The organism is Proteus sp. G4380, from assembly GCF_963885725.1.
GTDB classification, from domain to species: Bacteria; Pseudomonadota; Gammaproteobacteria; order Enterobacterales; family Enterobacteriaceae; genus Proteus; species Proteus mirabilis.
The window spans coordinates 1-21946 of sequence record NZ_CAWPAV010000010.1 but is presented as its reverse complement, the minus strand read 5'-3'; the positions used below and the strand labels follow the sequence as shown (position 1 = coordinate 21946).

Annotated in this window: 14 protein-coding genes and 1 riboswitch; of the genes, 4 read left to right on the top strand and 10 right to left on the bottom strand. The window is 40.1% G+C overall.

Features of this window, described 5'->3' with window-relative positions; genetic code table 11:
• Positions 1 to 124 precede the first annotated feature (124 nt).
• A complete protein-coding gene (locus AACU98_RS00505) occupies positions 125 to 1507 on the top strand; it encodes an amino acid permease (protein WP_036907854.1) in 1383 nt (460 codons plus the stop codon).
• A 99-nt stretch (positions 1508 to 1606) separates the two neighbouring features.
• Here the strand turns inward: AACU98_RS00505 and pagP are convergent, their stop codons facing one another.
• A complete protein-coding gene (gene pagP / locus AACU98_RS00500; RefSeq protein WP_220683460.1) occupies positions 1607 to 2245 on the bottom strand; it encodes a lipid IV(A) palmitoyltransferase PagP in 639 nt (212 codons plus the stop codon).
• A 515-nt stretch (positions 2246 to 2760) separates the two neighbouring features.
• Positions 2761 to 2849, top strand: a riboswitch (TPP riboswitch).
• Between the two features lie 50 nt (positions 2850 to 2899).
• Here pagP and thiD point away from each other — a divergent pair.
• On the top strand, positions 2900 to 3697 hold the full coding sequence (gene thiD / locus AACU98_RS00495) for a bifunctional hydroxymethylpyrimidine kinase/phosphomethylpyrimidine kinase (protein ID WP_161735342.1): 798 nt from the start codon (positions 2900 to 2902) through the stop codon (positions 3695 to 3697).
• Between the two features lie 53 nt (positions 3698 to 3750).
• Here thiD and fbaB read toward each other — a convergent pair whose 3' ends face one another.
• From fbaB to AACU98_RS00455, 8 genes are all read right to left on the bottom strand, one after another.
• Positions 3751 to 4800 (bottom strand): class I fructose-bisphosphate aldolase, encoded by a 1050-nt coding sequence (fbaB, locus tag AACU98_RS00490; protein ID WP_004243453.1) that lies wholly within the window; start codon positions 4798 to 4800, stop codon positions 3751 to 3753.
• A gap of 49 nt (positions 4801 to 4849) precedes the next feature.
• Entirely contained in the window at positions 4850 to 5743 is an 894-nt protein-coding gene (yegS, locus tag AACU98_RS00485) for a lipid kinase YegS (RefSeq protein WP_004243451.1), read from the bottom strand.
• Between the two features lie 308 nt (positions 5744 to 6051).
• Entirely contained in the window at positions 6052 to 7431 is a 1380-nt protein-coding gene (trhP, locus tag AACU98_RS00480; protein ID WP_004243450.1) for a prephenate-dependent tRNA uridine(34) hydroxylase TrhP, read from the bottom strand.
• 119 nt (positions 7432 to 7550) lie between these two features.
• Positions 7551 to 8258 carry a two-component system response regulator BaeR gene (gene baeR, locus AACU98_RS00475; protein ID WP_004243449.1) on the bottom strand — a complete coding sequence of 236 codons (708 nt, stop codon included), beginning with the start codon at positions 8256 to 8258 and terminating at the stop codon, positions 7551 to 7553.
• Positions 8259 to 8323: 65 nt separating this feature from the next.
• Positions 8324 to 9700 (bottom strand): two-component system sensor histidine kinase BaeS, encoded by a 1377-nt coding sequence (gene baeS / locus AACU98_RS00470; RefSeq protein ID WP_004243448.1) that lies wholly within the window; start codon positions 9698 to 9700, stop codon positions 8324 to 8326.
• On the bottom strand, positions 9697 to 12780 hold the full coding sequence (gene mdtC / locus AACU98_RS00465) for a multidrug efflux RND transporter permease subunit MdtC (RefSeq protein WP_004243447.1): 3084 nt from the start codon (positions 12778 to 12780) through the stop codon (positions 9697 to 9699). The genes baeS and mdtC overlap by 4 nt, the downstream gene beginning before the upstream one ends.
• The gene (locus AACU98_RS00460; RefSeq protein ID WP_049236499.1) at positions 12777 to 15908 is read right to left on the bottom strand and encodes an MdtB/MuxB family multidrug efflux RND transporter permease subunit; all 3132 of its coding nucleotides are present in this window, start codon (positions 15906 to 15908) and stop codon (positions 12777 to 12779) included. The genes mdtC and AACU98_RS00460 overlap by 4 nt, the downstream gene beginning before the upstream one ends.
• Positions 15908 to 17143, bottom strand: a complete 1236-nt coding sequence (locus tag AACU98_RS00455) for an MdtA/MuxA family multidrug efflux RND transporter periplasmic adaptor subunit (RefSeq protein ID WP_004243444.1) — start codon at positions 17141 to 17143, stop codon at positions 15908 to 15910. Before AACU98_RS00455 ends, AACU98_RS00460 begins: the two co-directional genes overlap by 1 nt.
• A gap of 564 nt (positions 17144 to 17707) precedes the next feature.
• Between AACU98_RS00455 and dtpA the strand changes: the two genes are divergently transcribed.
• Both dtpA and AACU98_RS00445 read left to right on the top strand, forming a co-directional pair.
• Positions 17708 to 19174 carry a dipeptide/tripeptide permease DtpA gene (dtpA, locus tag AACU98_RS00450; protein WP_004243443.1) on the top strand — a complete coding sequence of 489 codons (1467 nt, stop codon included), beginning with the start codon at positions 17708 to 17710 and terminating at the stop codon, positions 19172 to 19174.
• Positions 19175 to 19358: 184 nt separating this feature from the next.
• Complete coding sequence (locus AACU98_RS00445; RefSeq protein ID WP_004248294.1) at positions 19359 to 19988, top strand: helix-turn-helix domain-containing protein; 630 nt, start codon at positions 19359 to 19361, stop codon at positions 19986 to 19988.
• A gap of 262 nt (positions 19989 to 20250) precedes the next feature.
• On the opposite strand, the gene AACU98_RS00440 is transcribed toward AACU98_RS00445, so the two are convergent.
• The gene (locus tag AACU98_RS00440) at positions 20251 to 21624 is read right to left on the bottom strand and encodes an MFS transporter (protein WP_004248292.1); all 1374 of its coding nucleotides are present in this window, start codon (positions 21622 to 21624) and stop codon (positions 20251 to 20253) included.
• Between the last annotated feature and the right edge of the window lie 322 nt (positions 21625 to 21946).

The following is a 21946-nucleotide window of genomic DNA, read 5'->3' as shown; positions in this document are numbered from 1 at the left end:
TCCCCTCTATCACAAAATGTATTTGTTATTCAAGTCAGATTAGTGTTTTAATGGTGGCTTGAAATAAACAAAATCGTAAACATTGATTTACACTTTTACCTGATAGATGAAGAAAAGAGGATGTATGGCGAAAGAGTCGCAACAAGCAGAATTAAAGCGCGGTCTTAAAAATCGACATATCCAGCTGATTGCGCTGGGTGGGGCTGTCGGCGCTGGTCTGTTTCTTGGTATCGCGCAAACCATTAATATGACTGGGCCATCAGTTATATTAGGCTATGCGATTGGTGGTTTTATTGCGTTTATGATCATGCGCCAACTTGGTGAAATGGTTGCCGAAGAGCCGGTTGCGGGTTCATTTAGTCACTTTGCCAATAAGTATTGGGGGCCATTTGCTGGCTTTTTATCAGGTTGGAACTACTGGGTTATGTTTATTCTTGTCGGTATGGCTGAATTAACCGCCGCAGGAAAATATATTAATTATTGGTTACCTGATATTCCGGTGTGGGTTTCGGTAGCGGTGTTTTTTGTTGCTATTAATTTAATTAACCTAATTAATGTCAGAATGTATGGTGAAACCGAGTTTTGGTTTGCCATTATAAAAGTTTTGGCGATCGTTGGTATGATTTTATTTGGTAGCTATTTATTGGTCAGTGGTAATGGTGGTCCGCAAGCTTCTGTGAGCAATTTATGGGAGCTAGGTTTCTTCCCTCATGGCTTTACTGGGTTTATGTCTGCATTAGCTATTGTGATGTTCTCATTTGGGGGGCTTGAGCTGGTGGGGATCACCGCCGCAGAAGCAGAAAATCCTAAAGTAAGTATTCCCAAAGCAACTAACCAAGTTGTTTATCGTATTTTGATTTTCTATATTGGTTCATTGATTGTACTGCTTTCTCTTTATCCTTGGACCCAAGTGGTGAAAGGAGAAAGTCCTTTCGTACTTATTTTCCATAATTTAGATAATTTTGTTGTTGCCCATATTTTAAATGCGGTGGTTTTAACCGCGGCATTATCTGTCTATAACAGTGGCGTTTATTCTAATAGCCGGATGCTGTACGGTTTAGCCAAACAAGGCAATGCACCGCATTCATTATCTAAGGTTAATAAACGTGGTGTACCTGTTATTTCTTTGGGGTTATCTGCGATAGCCACATCACTCGGGATCTTGGTTAACTATTTACTCCCTGATCAAGCTTTAGAGCTATTAATGGCATTAGTGGTAACAACATTAGTGCTTAACTGGATCATGATCTGTTTAGCAAACTTAAAATTCCGTGCAGCTAAAATTAAAGAGGGTGTAGAGCCTTCATTTAAAGCACTTTGGTATCCTTATGGTAACTATCTGTGTTTAGCCTTTTTATGTATGATTTTGGTCATTATTCTAATGATGCCAAAAATTAATATTTCCGTTATTTTGATGCCATTTTGGGTAGGCTTGCTCTGGATAGGTTTTAAGATCTCAAGAACTAAAAAATCGCTGACAACCACACAAGTAAGGCAAGATAGTTAAATTATCTTGGCTAAGTTAGCCTAAGCAAAAGATAAGAAAACGCGATATTAAAAAAGTGACTCTAAAAAGGGTCACTTTATTTTTTATTAGAGCAATCGATCACTGCCAACGTAACCAAGCAAATAAAACATTACCGTTATTATAGGTTCCTGGTACATAAGTCGCCTGTAATGATAAGTGTCCATAACCGACTGACACTAGCGGTAGAGGTAATGGCATAGGAATATAGTTATACTCATGACGAGCAGTCACACTTAAGGTAAAGCCCGCCCCCATGCGAAAACCCTCTCTATCTCCACTGGGATACCACATTTTTTCAAAACCATAGCCCATAATAGGTTGTACACGATTATTGGAATCCATAAAGGCCATAGCATATAAGCCATGCCAATCACCCTCATTATCATAACGATATTTACCCATACCAAATCCCCAAGGCGTTTCGTTATAACGATTGGTTTTTTCTTTATCGTAAGTAAAACGGTTATGCCAAGTCCATACCGGTAAATAGTAGTTATATTGGTCATTATCCCAAGTTTGGGTAAGATTACGTTTAAATTTTCCCCAATAGCTTTCCTCATTTTTTTCTGAGAAAGTGTTCTCTGCTGGCTGAGGTTTTTTTGTCGTAATAGTCTGAGGTGTGTTTTGCGTATTTTCAGAAGCAAAAGCAGGTGCTGTTAACGTAACTGAAAACAGTGTAGCTGCTAATAGGCTAGAGTGAAAATAGGTAGATGACATATATAACTCCGAATACGGCATTGCGGTGGTTCTGGTAATGTTAAAAAAATTTGTGTCATAGTGTTATTTAATTAGTGAAATATTCAGATAAGAGCTATCCGAAATTGAACTATTTTAATAACATTATATTTAATTTCAAATGGTTACAAAGAGATGTATCTCAGTTGCTCCCATTTAAAAGATAATTATTTATAGTATTAGTTAATATAATTGAGGATTTATTAAGCTTAATAATGATACATAATTTATTAGATTTTAGAATAAAACAAACTAAGCAAGATAATAACGATTAAATATTATCTAAAAAACATTATAACATAATATAACGATTACATATCCATCGGTTTTTTTATCGCATATTGAAATATTAATATAACGTTAATAATGAATAGTGTTTGTTATATGGGCAAAAATAGAAAAGTTAACTTAAAGCACGTTAAGTGAGCTGATAAAGGTTGTCATTATCTAGCTTCTTTATCTTCTGCATGCGATACTCTTGTGGCTTATATCATATAAGCTTTGGCTCGGGGCGCCTATTGGCTGAGATGAACCCGTATAACCTGATCTGGATAATGCCAGCGTAGGGAAGTCAAGGTCACTGTGCTGATTAACAGAGCCCGACTTTTCTGTAACTGGTAAAGGAGGAGTTAATCAGTGAGATATAACGCATTGTCTATCGCCGGCACCGATCCGAGTGGTGGGGCGGGGATACAGGCTGATCTGAAAACATTTTCCGCACTGGGTGTATATGGCACAACAGTCATGACTGCACTGGTAGCGCAAAATACCTGTGGTGTACACTCTGTCTATGATTTATCCCCTGATTTTGTCGCAGCACAATTAGATGCGGTACTTTCTGATGTCAGAATAGATAGCGCTAAAATTGGTATGCTTTCTAATGCCAGTATTATTGATGTCGTTTGCGATAAACTGCAGCAATATCCCATTCCTTTTGTCGTACTTGATACTGTTATGCTTGCCAAAAGTGGCGATCCACTGTTACAACCTGATGCTATTGATAAAATATTCACTCAGTTATTACCCCGCGTTGATTTGATCACGCCAAATCTGCCTGAGGCGGCAGCACTATTAGGTTGTGATATCGCGACAGATGAAACAACTATGAAACAACAAGGTGAAGCATTACTTTATCAAGGTTGTCAGGCGGTATTGATGAAAGGGGGCCATTTAAGCGAGAAAGAAAGTCCTGATTGGTTATTGACCCAAGATGGGCAATGGCGATTTACTTCACCGCGCATCAATACAAAAAATACTCACGGTACGGGATGCACACTTTCAGCCGCTTTAGCTGCTATTCGTCCTCAAGTTTCTGATTGGCAAAGTTGTGTTGAACAAGCAAAAGCCTATTTACAGCAAGCGTTAGAACAGGCAGACAGTTTAGAGGTGGGACAAGGTTTCGGCCCTGTACATCATTTTCATCGCTGGTGGTGATATCAAAAAGCCCCTATTAAAGGGGCTTCAATGCGTAATTTAATCGTAAAAAATTAAGCAATAGTCACAGATTTATCTAAATAGACATCTTGTACGGCATTAATTAGAGCAACACCGTCTTTCATGGATTTCTTAAAGGCTTTACGACCTAAGATAAGCCCCATGCCCCCAGCACGTTTATTAATGACTGCAGTACGTACTGCATCAGCAAGATCATTATTACCCGATGCTCCACCTGAGTTAATTAATCCTGCACGTCCCATATAGCAGTTAGCTAATTGGTAACGCACTAAATCAATGGGGTTTTCGCTCGTCAGTTTAGTGTAAACACGCTCATCAGTATGACCAAAACCAATCGCTTTAAAGCCACCGTTATTTTCAGCCATTTTCTGTTTAACAATATCGGCACCAATGGTTGATGCTAAATGGTTGGCTTGACCTGTTAAATCAGCACTTGCATGGTAATCAACCCCATCTTTCTTAAAGGCTGGATTACGTAAATATGCCCATAATACGGTAACCATGCCTAATTCATGGGCACGTTCAAATGCCATCGAGATCTCTTCGATTTGGCGGCGGCTTTCTGGAGAACCAAAATAGATAGTCGCACCTACAGCAACAGCCCCCATTTCAAAGGCTTGTTCAACACTGGCATACAGCGTTTGGTCGTATTGAGTTGGATAGCTTAATGTTTCGTTATGATTAAGTTTTACCAAAAATGGGATTTTGTGTGCATAACGACGAGAAACAGAAGCTAGAACACCATAGGTGGAAGCAACACAGTTACATCCGGCTTCAATGGCAAGCTCAACAATATTTTTGGGATCAAAATAGAGTGGGTTCGCGGCAAATGAGGCAGCGGCAGAGTGTTCAACACCCTGATCGACAGGTAAAATAGAAAGATAACCCGTTCCTGCTAAACGACCATGGTTAAACAGGGTTTGCATAGAACGCAATACGGTATTAGGGCGATTGTTATCAATCATCACACGATCAACAAAGTCAGAACCTGGCAGGTAGAGATTTTCGCTTGGGATGGTTTGGCAGCGATGTTCCAATAATGAGTTAGCATCAGCACCTAACAAACTTACTATATCAGTCATTACTTACTCCAGTTCACGATGAGATGACAGTGATTGTCATTTATCTACATTAAGATAACAAGTCACATTGGGGCGGTAACCGGCAGTGGATCGCTTCAGGTAGTACAATAAATTCAAATTTATCCCCTAAAAGGGGTTCACCATCTAAATTAAATACCATTTCATGAGCCGCACTAATAGTGACCCAATCACTTTCTCGCTCAATAATTTTGTCATTTTTCTTACGATCGAACAGACTGGTTAATAGAGAAGGAAGCAATTCACGGGCTTCAACAAGGGTAATATTGAGTTTATTGTCATTAATCAGTGCTTCGGGGCAAAGTTGTTGTCCACCTCCCGCTTGGCGTCCATTACCAATACCGATAATTAAAGCTTCACCTTTCCAATGAAAATTTTCAGCTTCAACGGTGCATTGATCCGCTTTTAAGGTATCAATACGCAATAAACCATTAATAAAATATGCAGCACCACCTAAGGCGGATTTTAGTGCTTCAGGGGTTTCAGTGGTGATCTTGGTGCCAAAGCCACCTGAGGCCATATTGATAAAGTAATGTGTTTTGTTCACATTAATAATATCGACAGGAACGGCGCGACCTTTAATCGCTAAACTGAGCGCTTTGTCCATCTCTAATGGGATTTGTGCACTGGTGGCAAAATCATTTGCAGTCCCTAAAGGGATAATGCCTAACGCGGGGGGCGAAGAGGGGGCTAAACGAACCAGCTCAGAGGCGACATTGTTGATCGTACCATCACCCCCTGCGGCGATAATGGTTTGCGCTTGAATATGTAGTGCTTCTTGCACAAAGCGTTGAATATCACTTGATTCCCATGTCACTCTGACTTGGATATCATTACCTTCCTTGCGTTGTTGATAAACCGCTTGTCGCAGAGCCTCATTGCCTGAGTTTTTTCCATTGATAATCAGCAAACTGATTTGGCCCATCAATATGACTCCTTAATTAATATGACTTATTTAAAGATAATGGATATTAGGCGAATTACCATTTTTTTTACAAAGTATCACCAAAGCCAAAAGCAATTTACGTTACTCAAAAAATAATAATAAAAATAGCGGGGGATAAAAAAAGAAAAGGCAAATCCAAGGGAGATTGGATTTGCCAAGGAGGTGGTTCCTAGTCTTACTGTATTCATTCTAGTTCTTTATTTTTCGAAATAGATGATACGGCAAATGAATAGGTATTGATGTGATCTATCTTTGAAATTGACCACATCAAATCAGATAATGATGATTTACTTCACTTCTACCGCATCAATTTTATGAGGTTGACGGGTTGTCGTTCCTGGCAGATTACGAATAAGCAGTGCAAAGTTTAAATCAACATCGTCAGGAACAGGTAAATAAACCACATGGCCATTACCCGGAGCAACATCTGTCGGCTGTTGTTTTTTATTAAATAACGCATCTAAAGTGAATTGAATATTTCCTGTTGGTGTCATTAGCTCTAAGCTATCACCTAAGATAAATTTATTTTTAACATCCACTTCAGCTAAACCGTTAACACGTTTACCTGTAAATTCCCCTACAAACTGTTGTGTATCTGATACCGAATAGCCGTATTCATAGGTTTGGTAGGCATCATGGGTATGGCGACGTAAAAAACCTTCGGTATAACCGCGGTGTGCCAAACCTTCTAGCGTTGTCAGCAGTGTCGGATCGAAAGGTTTACCTGCAACAGCATCATCAATAGCACGGCGATACATCTGTGCTGTGCGTGCGCAATAATAGAAAGATTTAGTACGACCTTCAATTTTCAGTGAATGTACACCCATCTTAGTTAACTGCTCAACGTGCTCGATAGCGCGCAGATCTTTTGAGTTCATAATATAAGTACCGTGTTCATCTTCGAACGCCGTCATATATTCACCCGGACGTTTGGCTTCTTCAATTAAGAACACTTTATCAGTGGGGGCACCTACACCTAACGTTGGCTCAACATTTTTTACTGGGATAGGTTGGTACTTCTCGACAATATTCCCCACTTCATCTTCTTTGCCTTCTTCAACTTTGTATTCCCAACGGCAGGCATTTGTGCATGTACCTTGGTTTGGATCACGTTTATTGATATAGCCTGATAATAAGCAACGACCCGAATAAGCCATACACAAGGCCCCGTGAACGAAGACTTCAAGCTCCATATCAGGGACTTGTTTACGAATTTCTGCAATTTCGTCAATAGATAGCTCACGAGAAAGAATAACGCGAGTTAAGCCCATTTGACGCCAGAATTTTACGGTAGCCCAGTTAACGGCGTTAGCTTGTACTGAAAGGTGGATATCCATATCAGGGAAAGCTTCACGCACCATCATGATCAAACCCGGATCAGACATAATCAGCGCATCAGGCCCCATATCAATAACTGGTTTTAAGTCACGGATAAAGGTTTTTAATTTTGCATTATGGGGGGCGATGTTAACCACAACATAGAAGCGTTTACCTAATTCATGCGCTTCTTGTATTCCTTTAGCAAGGTTTTCGTGATTAAACTCATTATTACGTACGCGTAAACTATAGCGAGGCTGACCTGCATAGACCGCGTCTGCGCCATAAGCGAATGCATAGCGCATATTTTTTAATGAGCCTGCAGGAGAGAGCAATTCGGGTGTAAACATGATTAATTTCCTGGTTCTGATTTCAAGTCAGTCCCCTACACAAAAGGTAAGGGTATATCATAAAGGGGAGGATTCTAGCGCTTAACTGTAGCGAGGTTCAATGTATTCCTGAAAAAATATCATCGAAAACGATAGGCTGCGGTTTCCCAACGATAGCCTTGTCCATAAATTGAACGAATAAATTCAATTTGATCGTTAAGTTGCTCAAGTTTTCGCCGTAAGTTTTTTATATGGCTATCAATAGTACGGTCGGTTACGATGCGATAATCATCATACAGATGATCCATTAACTGGTCACGGCTTAACACTTTGCCCGGTTGTGTAGCTAATGCTTTAATAAGACGAAATTCAGCGGTAGTTAAATCAAGAATTTTATTATGATATTGAATTTGGTAAGCCTGCTCATCAATAATAACTAAGGCGCTATTTTGCACAATATCCTGTGGCCGATAATAGCGACGCAATAATGTTTTTACACGGGCAACCACTTCTCGAGGGCTATAAGGTTTGCAAATATAATCATCAGCACCAATTTCCAACCCTAATAGTCGGTCTACTTCTTCTGTTTTTGCGGTGACCATAATAATAGGAATATCGGAGAACTGACGTAACTCTTTGCATAGGGTAATGCCATCTTTACCCGGTAGCATCAGATCAAGCAGGACTAAATCGTAATGAGATTGCTTGATATGTTGTATAACCTCAGTACCATCTGCCAGCCACTGCGTTTGATAATCAGATGCTTGAAGATAATCAATAAGTAATTGTGCCAATTTCGGCTCATCTTCAACGATTAAAATTGAATATGTAGATGTGGTCGTGGTCATTGTCTATATGGCTCAATAGTTATCAATTAGGACAATAATATTCAGTATAATCAATAGAGCAAAATTTAATTATCTTCAGAATAGACAGGTAATACGATAAGTATTTTTACTCCACCGATAGCGGATGGCATAGCCGTAATTTTACCATTATGAGCTTCGACAATATTTTCGCAAATCGCAAGCCCCAAACCAGAGCCACCGCTGGAACGATTACGAGAGCTTTCGGCCCGATAAAAACGTTGGAATACCGCTTCATATTGTGCTTTATCTAGCCCCGGGGCACTATCTTCCCACACAATCAACACATTATTATGTTCTCTTTTGCTACTAATATGCAATTGACCACCAGAATTGGTATAACGAACACTGTTTTCTAATAGATTATGAAAAAGTTGGATCAACCTATCCGGATCAGCTTGTACAATCAGTTTGACGTTATCATCTAAATCAGTCTGTAAAGCAATCTCTTTGGCTTGATAAATATGCCGATAAGAGGCGACAGCTAACAAAATAATTTCATTAATATCAATAAAATCCTTACGATAGGTCAAAGAGCCTCTATCAGATAATGATAGCTGATGTAGATCGTTTACCAGTTTAGTTAAATTTGTTACTTCAAAGAGTAATGAATTTAACGTTTCTGCAGTTGGCTTTCTTACACCATCTTGTAACGCTTCAAGCTCTCCTTTTAAGATAGCCAATGGCGTACGTAACTCATGGGAGATATCTGCCATATAATCACGGCGAATTTGCTCATTTTTTTCCAGTGTACTGGCAAGTTGATTAAAATCCGTTGCTAGCTGGCTGATTTCATCTTTATTGGTTGGGGTCACGCGAACAGCAAAATCGCCAGCGGCTAATTTATGGGTTGCCTCCACTAATCGCTTTACTGGGCGGATCATGCTGCGTGACAGTATTAACGTAATTAATAGCGCAAAAAGCACCGTTAAGCCGGCAATGATCCAACTGGTGCGTAACTGTTGCTTATCAAAGCTAATATCTGCTTCGTTGCTGATTTTATCCGCTGCACTGACAATCACCCAGCCGACAATTTCATCATGGTAAGTAATAGGTTTTTTAAAGGTTTCTGCGGGAAATTGATTATCATGGCCAAATAAGCGTTTCATCTGTTTATCGACGATCCAAAACTGAGTACGCCATCCTCGAGGGGCAGGGCCTTCACCACTTTGACTTATTTGGTCAATGGTTCGTAGTATCTGATAAATAGAGCGATCATCTCGATTAAGAAAACGCCAATCTCCGGTTAATTGATATTGATCGCTTAATGCTTCGGCTAACAAGGTTGCCCGCTGTTCACTGTTCTTCTTGATATAGCCAATAAACCCCTGCTGGAAGCTACTACGAATACCGATATGCATAGCAAATACCACTATCATGCAAGTCGCGAAGATCACCAAAAATAGCTTACTTCTTAATTTCATGCATTTGCCTCTTTTTTGTTATGGCGTCGCTGTTGCCAACGTTGGCGAACACCATCAAAAAACAGATAGATAATCGGAGTGGTATATAGGGTTAATAATTGGCTCATAAGTAAGCCACCAACAATGGTAATGCCTAATGGCTGCCTTAATTCCGCACCATCACCACTACTTAGCATCAGAGGTAAAGCGCCAAAGAGCGCGGCTAAGGTAGTCATAATAATAGGGCGGAAACGCAATAAACTGGCTTGAATAATCGCTTCTTGAGCGGATAGTTTTCCTTCTCGTTGAGCCGTAATCGCAAAATCCACCATAATAATGGCATTTTTCTTCACAATACCAATTAACAACATAATGCCAATAAGAGCAATTAAGCTAAAGGGGGTATCAAACAAGCGCAGTGCTAATAATGCGCCAACACCGGCAGAAGGCAATGTGGATAAAATAGTCAATGGATGAATATAGCTCTCATAAAGCACACCAAGGACAATATAGACGGTGACAATAGCCGCTAAGATCAAGATAAGCTGTGACTTAATGGTTTCTTGAAAAATTTGCGCTGTACCCGCAAAGGTGCCTCGTACCGTGTTAGGTACACCTAACTCTGTCATGGTTCGCTCAATGGCGTTAATGGCATCAGATAAGGTATAGCCCTCTGGCACATTAAAAGCGATGGTAGAGGCGGCAGACAACCCTTGGTGATTAACACTTAAAGGTGCATTAGCGGGATACCAACTGGCAAATGCAGATAATGGAATACGTTCACCTTGTGTATTCATCACATACATTTTATCCAGTGCAGAAACATCTTGCGTATATTGTTCAGACACTTCCATCACGACTTTATACTGATTTAGCGGGGCATAAATGGTAGAGATCTGCCGCTGCCCAAAGGCGTTATTCAATAAATTATTGGCATCACTGACATTAATGCCTAATTGCGACATAGTATCGCGATCATAAGTGAGTGCCATTTCGGCACCTTTATCTTCTTTATCTGAGTTGACATCAACCAGCTCAGGTAATTCGCCTAACGCTTTACGTATTAATGGCTCCCATTTACGTAATTCACTTAAATCATCAGCGAGTAAAGTAAACTGATAACTGGCATTGGCTTGGCGTCCTCCAGCACGTACATCTTGTACAGGCATTAAAAATAGTGTTGCACCGGGTTCATTAGCCAGTTTGATACGAAGGCGATTGATCACTTGATTTGCACTATCTGTGCGCTCTGAGAGCGGATTAAGTGAAATAAACATAAATCCGCTATTAATACGTCCTCCTCCCGTAAATCCCGTGACGCTATCAACATCCTTATCCGCATTAATCTCCTGCATAAAACGGGTCATTTTTTCTTTCATCGATTGGAATGAAATACTTTGGTCTGCACGTACAAACCCCATTAAACGACCGGTATCTTGATCTGGAAAGAAGGTTTTCGGCGCACTGATATATAAATAAGCATTCAGTCCTAAGGTGGTAATAAAAATAGCCATGATCCAGCGTTTATGCCGTAATGCCGCTTGTAGTGTGACACTGTAACCTTGTTGTAAGCGAAAAATTAACTTACCAAATCCGCGTAAATGTGACTGTGCTTTGGGTTTTATGCCTTTTAATAAATGGGCACACATCATTGGGGTTAATGTTAAGGAGACAAATAAAGAGATCCCAATTGCGGTGGTTAAGGTAATGGCAAATTCTTTAAAAAGTCGTCCGACAAGGCCATCCATCAACAAGAGAGGAATAAATACCGCTACCAATGAAATACTCATTGAAAGTACTGTAAAGCCCACTTCGCTAACCCCTTTTAGGGCGGCTTGTTTAGGTTTTAAGCCATTTTCGATATGGCGAGAGATATTTTCGAGTACGACAATCGCATCATCCACGACAAAGCCGGTTGCAACCGTTAATGCCATTAATGATAGATTGTTTAAGCTAAAGCCACATAAATACATGGCTGAAAAAGTACCAATTAATGAAACGGGTACGGCAACAGCGGGGATCAAGGTAGCACGCCCTGAGCGTAGAAATAAGAATACCACTAAAATAACCAGTGCCACGGCGATCGCTAATGCGCGTTCAACTTCTGCTAACGAGGCACGAATAGTGGGAGTTCTATCTTGAGCTACCTTTAAATTGACACTGGCAGGGAGTAGCTCACGTAATTCGGGGAGTTCATCACGAATGCGGTTGACAGTTTCGATGATATTGGCGCCTGCTTCACGGCGAATAACCAGTAAAATAGCCGGTTCACCACCACTCATTCCTGCCGCCCGTGCGTTTTGTACAGAGTCTGTCACTTGGGCAACATCACTTAAACGCACGATAGCATCTTGATTATAATGCACAATAATTGGGCGATAATCTTGAGCTTTGCTTAACTCATCGTTAGTTTGTATCTGCCAACGATTTTCATCATTATGAATAAAGCCTTGTGGTCTTCTGACATTGGATTGACTAATGGCTTTGCGTACATCATCAAGACTGACATTTTGATTAAATAGCGCATCAGGATTGAGTGCAACACGCACAGCCGGCAGTGAACCCCCCCCTACGGAAACTTCACTCACTCCTTCAATTTGCGAGATTTTTTGTGCCAAGCGTGTTGATGCGAGATCATAAAGCTCACCAGTATTTTGTGTTTCAGAGGTCAGCGTTAAGATCATAATCGGTGCATCAGAAGGATTTGATTTGTAATAACGTGGGCGACTTGGCATACCTGAAGGTAATAGGCTTTGTGAGGCATTTAACGCAGCCTGTACATCTCTAGCTGCGGTATTAATATCTTTATTTAAGTCAAAAACTAATGTGATACTGGTACTACCTAAAGCACTGCTTGACGTCATCTCATCAATCCCCGCAATACGCCCTAAGGAGCGTTCAAGGGGAGTGGCAACAGAAGAAGCCATCGTTTCAGGTGATGCCCCTGGTAATGAGGCATAAATATTAATGACCGGATAATCAACTTGTGGCAGTGGTGCGACAGGCAACAACATAAAACCTAACGCACCACAAAGAGAAATGGCTAGGCTAAGTAGTGTGGTAGCAACAGGGCGTTGAATAAATAGAGCAAACAGCTTCATGACATCGCTCCATTATCATGTTCAACGCGTTTATGGCGATTAAGGTAAAGTGATAACTTATCAAACAGCAAATAGATAACCGGGGTGGTAAATAAGGTGAGTATTTGACTCATAATTAAGCCTCCCACCATGCATACACCTAATGGTTGGCGTAATTCAGCCCCTACGCCAGTGCTTAGCATTAAAGGCAATGCACCTAATAACGCAGCCATAGTGGTCATTAAAATAGGGCGAAAACGTAGCAGACAAGCTTGATAAATTGCTTCGTAAGGAGATAGTCCTTGTTCTCTTTCAGCGGCCAGTGCGAAATCGATCATCATGATGGCATTTTTCTTAACAATACCAATCAACAAAATGATGCCAATAATCGCAATAATATCTAGCTCATTACCGGCTGCCATCAGTGCCAATAAAGCACCGACACCCGCAGTAGGTAGGGTAGATAAAATAGTAATTGGGTGAATAAAACTTTCGTATAACACGCCTAATACAATATACATAGCAACGATGGCCGCAATGATAAGCCACAGCGTGCTGGAAAGGGCGCTTTCAAAAGCTAATGTAGCCCCTTGAAACTGTGTCGTAATATCTTTTGGCATCGCAATTTGCTCTTCTGCTTGCTTAACGGCATTAACAGCAGCTTCAAGAGATGCGTCTTTCGCGACATTAAATGAGAATGTGGTAGCAGGAAATTGCTCTTGGTGATTGATAGATAAAGGCGCGAGACGTTGCTCCACAGAGGCAATAGATAAGAGTGGCACCATAGCACCCTCTTTGCCGGTTAAATGAACTGCAGAAAGTGCCTGTAGTCCTTCACTATTGTGCATATTCTGTTCTAAGACAACACGATACTGATTTGCTTGGGTGTAAATCGTTGAAATAAGTCGCTGTCCAAAGGCATTATACAGCGCATTATCAATGGCACTCATTGAGATCCCTAAGCGACTGGCTGAATCTCTATCTACATTGATATAGGCCATCATCCCATCAGCTTGCCAATCACTGCTGATGTCGGTAAGTTCCGGACTCTCTTGTAGTGCCTGTGATAATTTAGGCACCCAATAGGCAAGCTCATCGAGCGAGGTTGCTTGCAAGGTAAATTGATATTGAGTACGGGAAACTTGTGTATCAATAGTTAAGTCTTGTGTGGGTTGTAAATAGAGTGTAATACCTGCAATAGACGCGACTCGTGCTTGTAAACGAGGAATAATTTCATCAATGCGTGAATCACGTTGATCGAGGGGTTTTAAGGTAATTTGCAAGCGACCTGTATTGAGGGTGGCATTACTGCCATCGATACCCACAAAACTCGCAATATTCTCAACGGCCGGATCGTCAATCAGTTTCTCAACCACTTGTTGTTGTTTTTCAACCATCGCTTGATAAGAGATGGATTGTGAGGTTTCTATTGTACCTTGTAGTAACCCATTATCTTGTAAAGGGAAAAAGCCTTTAGGGATAAATAGATAGAGCAAAACTGTTAATGCTAATGTACTGAGGGCAACACCTAATGTTATCCATTGATGATTTAATACACGTTTTAACCAAACCGCATACACGGCGATCATCTTTTCAAAAAAGCGCTCACAAGCCATTTCAAAACGATTGTGCTTAATTTGACTTTCTGGTTTAAGTAAGCGTGCGCACATCATCGGCGTTAAGGTTAAAGAGACTACCGCGGAAATTAAAATCGCCACGGCTAAGGTAATGGCAAACTCTCTAAATAAACGACCAACAATATCTCCCATAAATAACAGAGGGATCAGTACGGCAATTAAAGAAAAAGTCAGTGAGATAATAGTAAAGCCGATTTCTCCCGCCCCTTTTAAGGCTGCGGTTAACGGCTTATCTCCTCGCTCTAGATAACGGGAGATATTTTCTATCACCACAATGGCATCATCAACCACAAAGCCTGTCGCAATGGTAAGTGCCATTAAGGTGAGGTTATTGACAGAAAAACCGCAAAAATACATCACCGCAAAAGTACCCACTAAGGAGAGGGGGACGGCAATGCTAGGAATAAGAGTGGCAACACCATTACGTAAAAATAGATAGATAACCATGACCACAAGTGCAATCGCCAAGCCCAGTTCAAACTGGACATCTTTCACTGATGCCCGAATGGTCGTGGTTCTATCGGTTAAGATCTCAACATTTACCGACTTAGGCAAATTAGACACTAAATCCGGTAATAAATTACGAATATTATCTGTTGTTTCAATAACATTAACACCCGGTTGGCGTTGCACATTGATAATAATGGCTTGTTGATTATTGGCCCAAGCACCAAGCTGGTTATTTTCTGGGGCTTGTTCAATGGTGGCAATATCGGCAAGGCGGATGGGGGCGCCATTTTTATAGCTAACAATCAGTTTGCGATAATCATCTAATGATTTCATTTGATCGTTGGCGGATAACGTTACCGAGCGAGTGGGGCCATCAAGGCTACCTTTGGCAGAGTTAACATTGGCATTATTAATAGCCACGCGGATTGTTTCACTATCTAACCCATAAGAGGCGGCTGCTTGGGCATTCAATTTTACGCGCACAGCAGGGCGTTGTCCGCCGGCTAAAGAGACTAAACCAACGCCGTTAACTTGCGATATTTTCTGCGATATTCGCGTTTCTACCATATCCTGTAGCTGTGTCATCGGCAATACAGAACTGGTGACGGCTAAGGTTAGCACTGGCGGATCAGCCGGATTTACTTTGCTGTAAATGGGCGGATAAGGTAAATCAGTAGGTAATAAGTTAGTTGCTGCATTAATGGCCGCTTGTACTTCTTGCTCTGCGACATCTAACGGTAATGTGAGTTGGAACATCAATGTAATGACTGATGCCCCACCTGAACTTTGTGAGGACATCTGTTTTAAGCCTGACATCTGTCCAAATTGACGCTCTAACGGTGCTGTTACCGCAGAGGTCATCACCTCGGGGTTTGCCCCAGGATAGAGTGTGACGACTTGAATGGTCGGATAATCAACTTCAGGTAATGCAGACACTGGCAGCATACGATAACCGACAATTCCTGCTAATAAAATCGCGACCATAAACAGCGTTGTTGCCACTGGACGTAAAATAAATAAACGAGATGGCCCACCACCTGTAGCGGGGATTTTTTCGCTCATTATGCTTTCTCCGCAACAACGGGATCAGTGGTTTTAGCTTTAGGTGCCAGCGGTGTTACAATCTCGACTTTGGCACCTTGCGTTAATCTATCCACACCATCGGTGACAACACGTTGATTAGCGGATAACCCTGAGGCAATGACAACTTTATCTGCATTTTGTGATGCAACCTCAACAGCGAGTTTGCTGACTTTATTTTCCTCATCAACGACCCAAACAAAGTGTCCTTCATTTCCCATTTGTAATGCTGCATTGGGGATCACTACCGCTTTTTCTAATGTAGTGACATATAAACGAATATTGACAAATTGATTGGGAAATAGCGTACTTTCTTGTTGAGGAAAACGGGCTTTTAATTTGATAGTCCCTGTAGTGGCATCAATTTGATTATCAACACTAAATAGAGTCCCTTGTGCTAATTCAATTTTATTATTTCTGTCTAATGCAATAACAGGTAATGTAGGGCTATTTTTACGGGCTAAGATAACCTGTGATAGATCTTGCTCTGGTAATGTAAAGAGTACATCAACAGGATCCATCTGGTTAATAACGACAATTGGCGTAGATGAGCCACCAGAAATATAGTTACCGACATCAACCTGCTTTAATCCCACCCGTCCTGAAATAGGGGCCGTTATTTTGCTATAGGTTAATTGTAATTGTGCATTATTAATTGCTGCTTTATCGATACTAATACTGGCTTCAGACTGTTTGACTAAAGCCGCTTGGTTGTCTAATTCTTGTTGTGAAACCAAATGGGTCTTTGCCAGTTTTTGGTAGCGAGCTAAATCAAGGCGCGCATTTGCCAGTGTGGCCTGATCTTTTGCCAATTGCCCTTTAGCTTGCGCTAATTGCACTTCAAAAGGACGTGGGTCGATTTCTGCTAACAAATCGCCTTGATTCACTTGTTGGCCTTCGGTGAAATGCAACGCCATTAATTGCCCTTCCACACGGCTTGTCACGGTCACACTATTGACGGCTTTCACTGTACCTAAAGCAGTTAAAAATTGCGGCACATCTTCTTGTGCAGATGTCGCCACTTGTACAGGAGGCATCGGTGGTCGTCTTGAGCCAGCTGTACTTCTATTTGGTGTATTCGCAGTAGGGGTATCTTTACTCACAGGAGGTGCGCTGTTGTTTGAAGAGTATTGCCAATAGGCGATAGCGCCAGCGATAACAATAAGCAGGGTGATAATAAGAGAAAATCTTTTTTTGGTCTTTTTGTTGTTATTCATTGCGTTGGTGATCCTACTGACAACTCGCTAATTGAGAAAAAATGAAATGACACAATCAATTATGACATTCTACCTATTTCTTTAGGGGTAAAAATGGAGGAAATATGAAAATTGAGTCAAGGAATGTGTTTATTGATTATATTCTAATCAGTTGTTGTCACTTAGCAATAATATGCTGGAGTTATCTCTTTTTTATAAAGAGAAAAACGATTTCTAGCTAGCTATCTCGGCGCACTTTATTTTTATATAGTGATGATGAATAAACCAGCATAAAATAAATGATTAATAATCAGTGAGTTATTTTGTTTGTTGATTTTTTGAACGCATAACTATTTTGTACAAATGGCGTCAACTATGATAAAACGCAATAGTTAGTTATAATTCTTAGATAATTATTCTTTCCGGTGATAGAATGCCAACCTTGTTTTTCTCTGTATTGAACTCTTTATTAAGAATAACAATTCAGTATGAATAACACCGCGCTTTAACTCTGTCTTGAATCATAATGTTTTTGGTAAAAGCAGCCCAAAAATAAGGGCATAATAGAATAACTAGAGGTTTTTAGTGTCAACTGCAAACACACCTGAAGATGAACAGAAACCGAGTCTGAATGCGTTTAAACAGCCTCGTGCATTTTATCTCATCTTCTCAATCGAATTATGGGAACGTTTTGGATATTACGGCTTACAAGGGATCATGGCCGTTTATCTGGTTAAAATGCTGGGTATGAGTGAGGCGGAAGCTATCACTGTTTTTGCCGCATTTACCGCATTAGTTTATGGCTTTGTGGCAATTGGTGGCTGGCTTGGCGATAAAATTCTCGGGACAAAAAGGGTTATTGTCCTAGGGGCTATTGTGCTGGCAATTGGTTATGCCATGGTTGCTTTCTCCGATCATGATAAAGATATGATTTACTGGGGTTTAGCCACTATTGCGGTGGGTAATGGTTTATTTAAAGCCAACCCTTCCTCTTTATTAGCCACCTGTTATGAGAAAGATGATCCACAATTAGATGGTGCATTTACCATGTACTATATGTCGATTAATGTGGGATCATTTTTATCCATGTTAGCGACACCATGGTTAGCGGCGAATTATGGTTGGGATGTCGCTTTCGCATTAAGTGTGGTGGGGATGTTGATCACACTGGCAAACTTTATGCTATGTCGCGGTTGGATCAAAGATAAAGGCTCTAGGCCTGACTTTGAGCCACTAAACTACCTGAAACTGTTATTAACGCTGGTGGGGATTGTTGCTTTAACGGCAGTATCAACGTGGTTATTACATAATAATGAAGTGGCAACATGGTCTTTAGCGATTATTTCATTAGGTATTATCCTGATTTTTGCCCGTGAAACTTTTATGATGAAAGGGGTTGCACGGCGTAAAATGATCGTCGCTTTCTTACTGATGGTGGAAGCCGTGGTATTTTTTGTTCTTTATGATCAAATGCCAACATCATTAAACTTTTTTGCGATCCATAATGTTGAACACGCTATTTTAGGCTTTAGTGTTGAGCCAGAGCAATTTCAATCACTTAACCCATTTTGGATCATGCTAGCTAGTCCATTATTGGCTGCTATATATAACTTTATGGGTGATAAATTACCCATGCCTTATAAATTCACAGTGGGAATGTTTTTGAGTGCAACTGCATTCTTAGTATTACCATTGGGGGCGAGTATGGCAAATGAAGCCGGTATCGTTTCATCATGGTGGCTTGTTGCCAGTTATGGCTTTCAAAGTATTGGTGAGCTGATGATCTCAGGATTAGGTCTTGCGATGGTGGCCCAACTAGTGCCACAGCGTTTAATGGGCTTTATTATGGGCGCATGGTTCTTAACATCTGCGGCAGCTGCAATTATTGCTGGTAAAGTGGCAAGCTTAATGGCTGTTCCTGAAGACGTACAAAATGCACACGCTTCATTAGAAATATATAGCAGTGTATTTTTACAAATAGGTATCGTAACAGGTGTTATTGCACTGTTAATGCTATTTACTGCCCCTATGCTGAGTAAAATGACACAGTAATATGTGAAATTTATTGTCTGACAATAAAAGGATGCTCTAGGGCATCCTTTTTTATATCTATTTAAAAATAAAGTTAATTTTAACAAAAAATATCTATAGTACTTGATAATGTTGTTTTTTATTTATACTTGTTTTATACACTTTACTCACTATATAATGAATAAAATGTAAAAGAGAGGTGGGTATGAACAGCGTAATACAAAAACGAACATCACAACAATTATCGGTAGAGAGAGTGGCTGTTCTAGAAAGAATGACTGTTCTTACAAAAGAATTGGTTAATGAATTAGCAGAGAAGAAAAGTTTAGCAAGTGCTTTAAAAATGAGTGATAACGAATTGGCTCAGTTAATTTTTGAAACTCAACTGATACGTTCGTCTGCAATTTCACCAAGAGAACAACGTAAAATAGCCCGTTTAAACGAAGGCGCTATTAAGTTTTCTGAACGGCTAAAAGAGCTTGGAGGCACATGTAGAGCTAGCCAAGCTGCAGCTATTTTGGGAGTAAAACGTCAAACGATTAATAATCGGTTAAAGGCTAATAAACTATTAGCGGTTAAAGTGGGAGGAGAATATCGATTACCTATTTTTCAATTTGATGGTAATCGATTAGTGGATGGATTAGATGAGATCTTAATTTTATTGGATAGTTTAAGCTCAACAACAAAAGTATCATTTTTAACGAGTATGTATTTTTTTGAGGATGAACAAGATATTAATGTTATTGATGCGCTTAAAAAATATGGACGCATGAGTGAACAAATGCAAGAAATTATTCATCAAGCTAAACTTTTTGGAAAACATATTTCAAACTAATAAAAATCTACTCATTATCGTTGATCTTAAAATGTAATGTTTCAGTAATGATCTCAAGTCCTGTTATGTCTTGATAGGGCCAATTTTGCGGAAAATTTTCTTTTTTACAATCTTATCAATTGATTGATATATAACAAGATTAAATTCAGATAAACTACAGTGATTAGATTAATTATATTGATGCAACAACACCACCTATTAGGGTGGTGTTGTTGTGAATAATAAATTCTAAGGAGAGTAAAATATTTCTTGCTAGCAACGATTAACTAGCGACTTTATCAACTTGCAACGCTATCTCTTTTTCCCGTGAGCTGGTGTTTACCGCGATCCAGCCTTTATAAGCTAAAGGTAAGAATGCGATAACAATGGCTAATGCAGAAACAGCTGCAACATAATAAGCTCCTGCCATTGCCGTTTTTTCCAACCAAGCGCCCGTTAACATTGGCGTTAAGCCACCAAATACGGCATAGGCCATATTATAAGCAAAAGAGAGGCCAGAAAAACGAATTGAAGGAGGAAATGCTCTAGTACTCACAATTGGCGTTGTGGCAATTGCACCGACAAAAAAGCCCATCAAACCATAGTTAAATGCTAATTGGATACCAGACATATTGGCATCTAAGCTTCCATAAAAATGGAATGCAGTAACAATTAATCCACCCCATGATAAGGTCATGGATGCACGGGTTCCTAATTTATCACCCAACCAGCCCCAGAAGATACATCCTAAGGTCAGCGTTAAGGTGGCAACACAGTTAGCTTCTAACGATGTTGTTCTGTCTATTTTGTAGATCCCTTCAACAATGACACTGGGTGTCATCAAAATAGTAACAACAATAGCTGTAGATAAAGACCATGTTAATGCTGCAGTAATTAAGCAGGCTTGTTTATGGTTTTTGATAACCGAAACCACAGGCATTTCTTGTGCTAAGGCTTTTTTAGCCGCCATCTCTTTAAAGATAGGTGTTTCTTGTAAAAAACGACGTAAATAAACCGAGATCAAGCCAAATATGCCACCTAAAATAAAGGGAATTCGCCATGCAAAATCATTCACTTCTTGAGCGCTATAGCTGCGTTGTACAATAATAGCGACGATAGAGCCTAATAAGATGCCACCAGTAATACCGGATGTTAAGGTACCCACCCCTAAGCCATAACGCTGTTTCGGGGTGTGTTCGGCAATAAATACCCAAGCCCCGGGCATTTCACCACCGATAGCCGCTCCTTGCATAATACGCATCAATAACAGTAATAACGGTGCAGCCACACCGATGCTGGCATAGGTAGGTAATAAGCCAATCACCAAAGTAGGTACAGCCATTAAAAAGATACTTAAGGTAAACATACGTTTACGGCCGATAATATCGCCATAGTGAGCCATAATGATGCCACCTAAAGGACGAGCAAGATAACCGGCAGCAAAAATACCTAATGTCTGCATCTGAGCGATAAAAGCGTTATCACCAGGAAAGAATAAATGGCTCAATGTTTTCGTAAAGAACACGAAGATCACGAAATCATAGAACTCCAATGTTCCTCCTAGTGAGGATAAACCCAACGTTTTATAGTCGTTGCGGTTTAAAGGTCTTGCCGTAGGTTGACTCAACGGCTGAGTGGAGTGTGATTGTGATGTCATAATAACAACCTATATTAATCATCGTGATAAAAAAGAGTAAATAACCAAACCATCAATAAAATTCTTAAAAAAGTTGATCACAAAGGTGGCAATAAATAACGTTAAAAAGTTATTTATCGTCTTTTATACAAGAAAGAATAATATTGTAATGATGTAAATAGTTATATCAGGAAGCTCTTTATGAAGTAAAGAGCATAAAATAAAACAATTCGATAAGTTGTCATTGTGAGCATCTGTAGTTTTTAATGCTAAGTTTTGTTTGTTTTGTGATTTTTAGGACGGTTTTTATTTTCTTGTGTAGTTTTTTAATAAAATTAGAGGT

Coding starts and splice junctions, on each gene's coding strand:
- AACU98_RS00505 (WP_036907854.1), top strand. CDS start 125: ATGGCGAAAGAGTCGCAACAAGCAGAATTAAAGCGCGGTCTTAAAAAT.
- pagP (WP_220683460.1), bottom strand. CDS start 2,245: ATGTCATCTACCTATTTTCACTCTAGCCTATTAGCAGCTACACTGTTT.
- fbaB (WP_004243453.1), bottom strand. CDS start 4,800: ATGACTGATATAGTAAGTTTGTTAGGTGCTGATGCTAACTCATTATTG.
- yegS (WP_004243451.1), bottom strand. CDS start 5,743: ATGGGCCAAATCAGTTTGCTGATTATCAATGGAAAAAACTCAGGCAAT.
- trhP (WP_004243450.1), bottom strand. CDS start 7,431: ATGTTTACACCCGAATTGCTCTCTCCTGCAGGCTCATTAAAAAATATG.
- baeR (WP_004243449.1), bottom strand. CDS start 8,258: ATGACCACGACCACATCTACATATTCAATTTTAATCGTTGAAGATGAG.
- baeS (WP_004243448.1), bottom strand. CDS start 9,700: ATGAAATTAAGAAGTAAGCTATTTTTGGTGATCTTCGCGACTTGCATG.
- mdtC (WP_004243447.1), bottom strand. CDS start 12,780: ATGAAGCTGTTTGCTCTATTTATTCAACGCCCTGTTGCTACCACACTA.
- AACU98_RS00460 (WP_049236499.1), bottom strand. CDS start 15,908: ATGAGCGAAAAAATCCCCGCTACAGGTGGTGGGCCATCTCGTTTATTT.
- AACU98_RS00455 (WP_004243444.1), bottom strand. CDS start 17,143: ATGAATAACAACAAAAAGACCAAAAAAAGATTTTCTCTTATTATCACC.
- AACU98_RS00445 (WP_004248294.1), top strand. CDS start 19,359: ATGAACAGCGTAATACAAAAACGAACATCACAACAATTATCGGTAGAG.
- AACU98_RS00440 (WP_004248292.1), bottom strand. CDS start 21,624: ATGACATCACAATCACACTCCACTCAGCCGTTGAGTCAACCTACGGCA.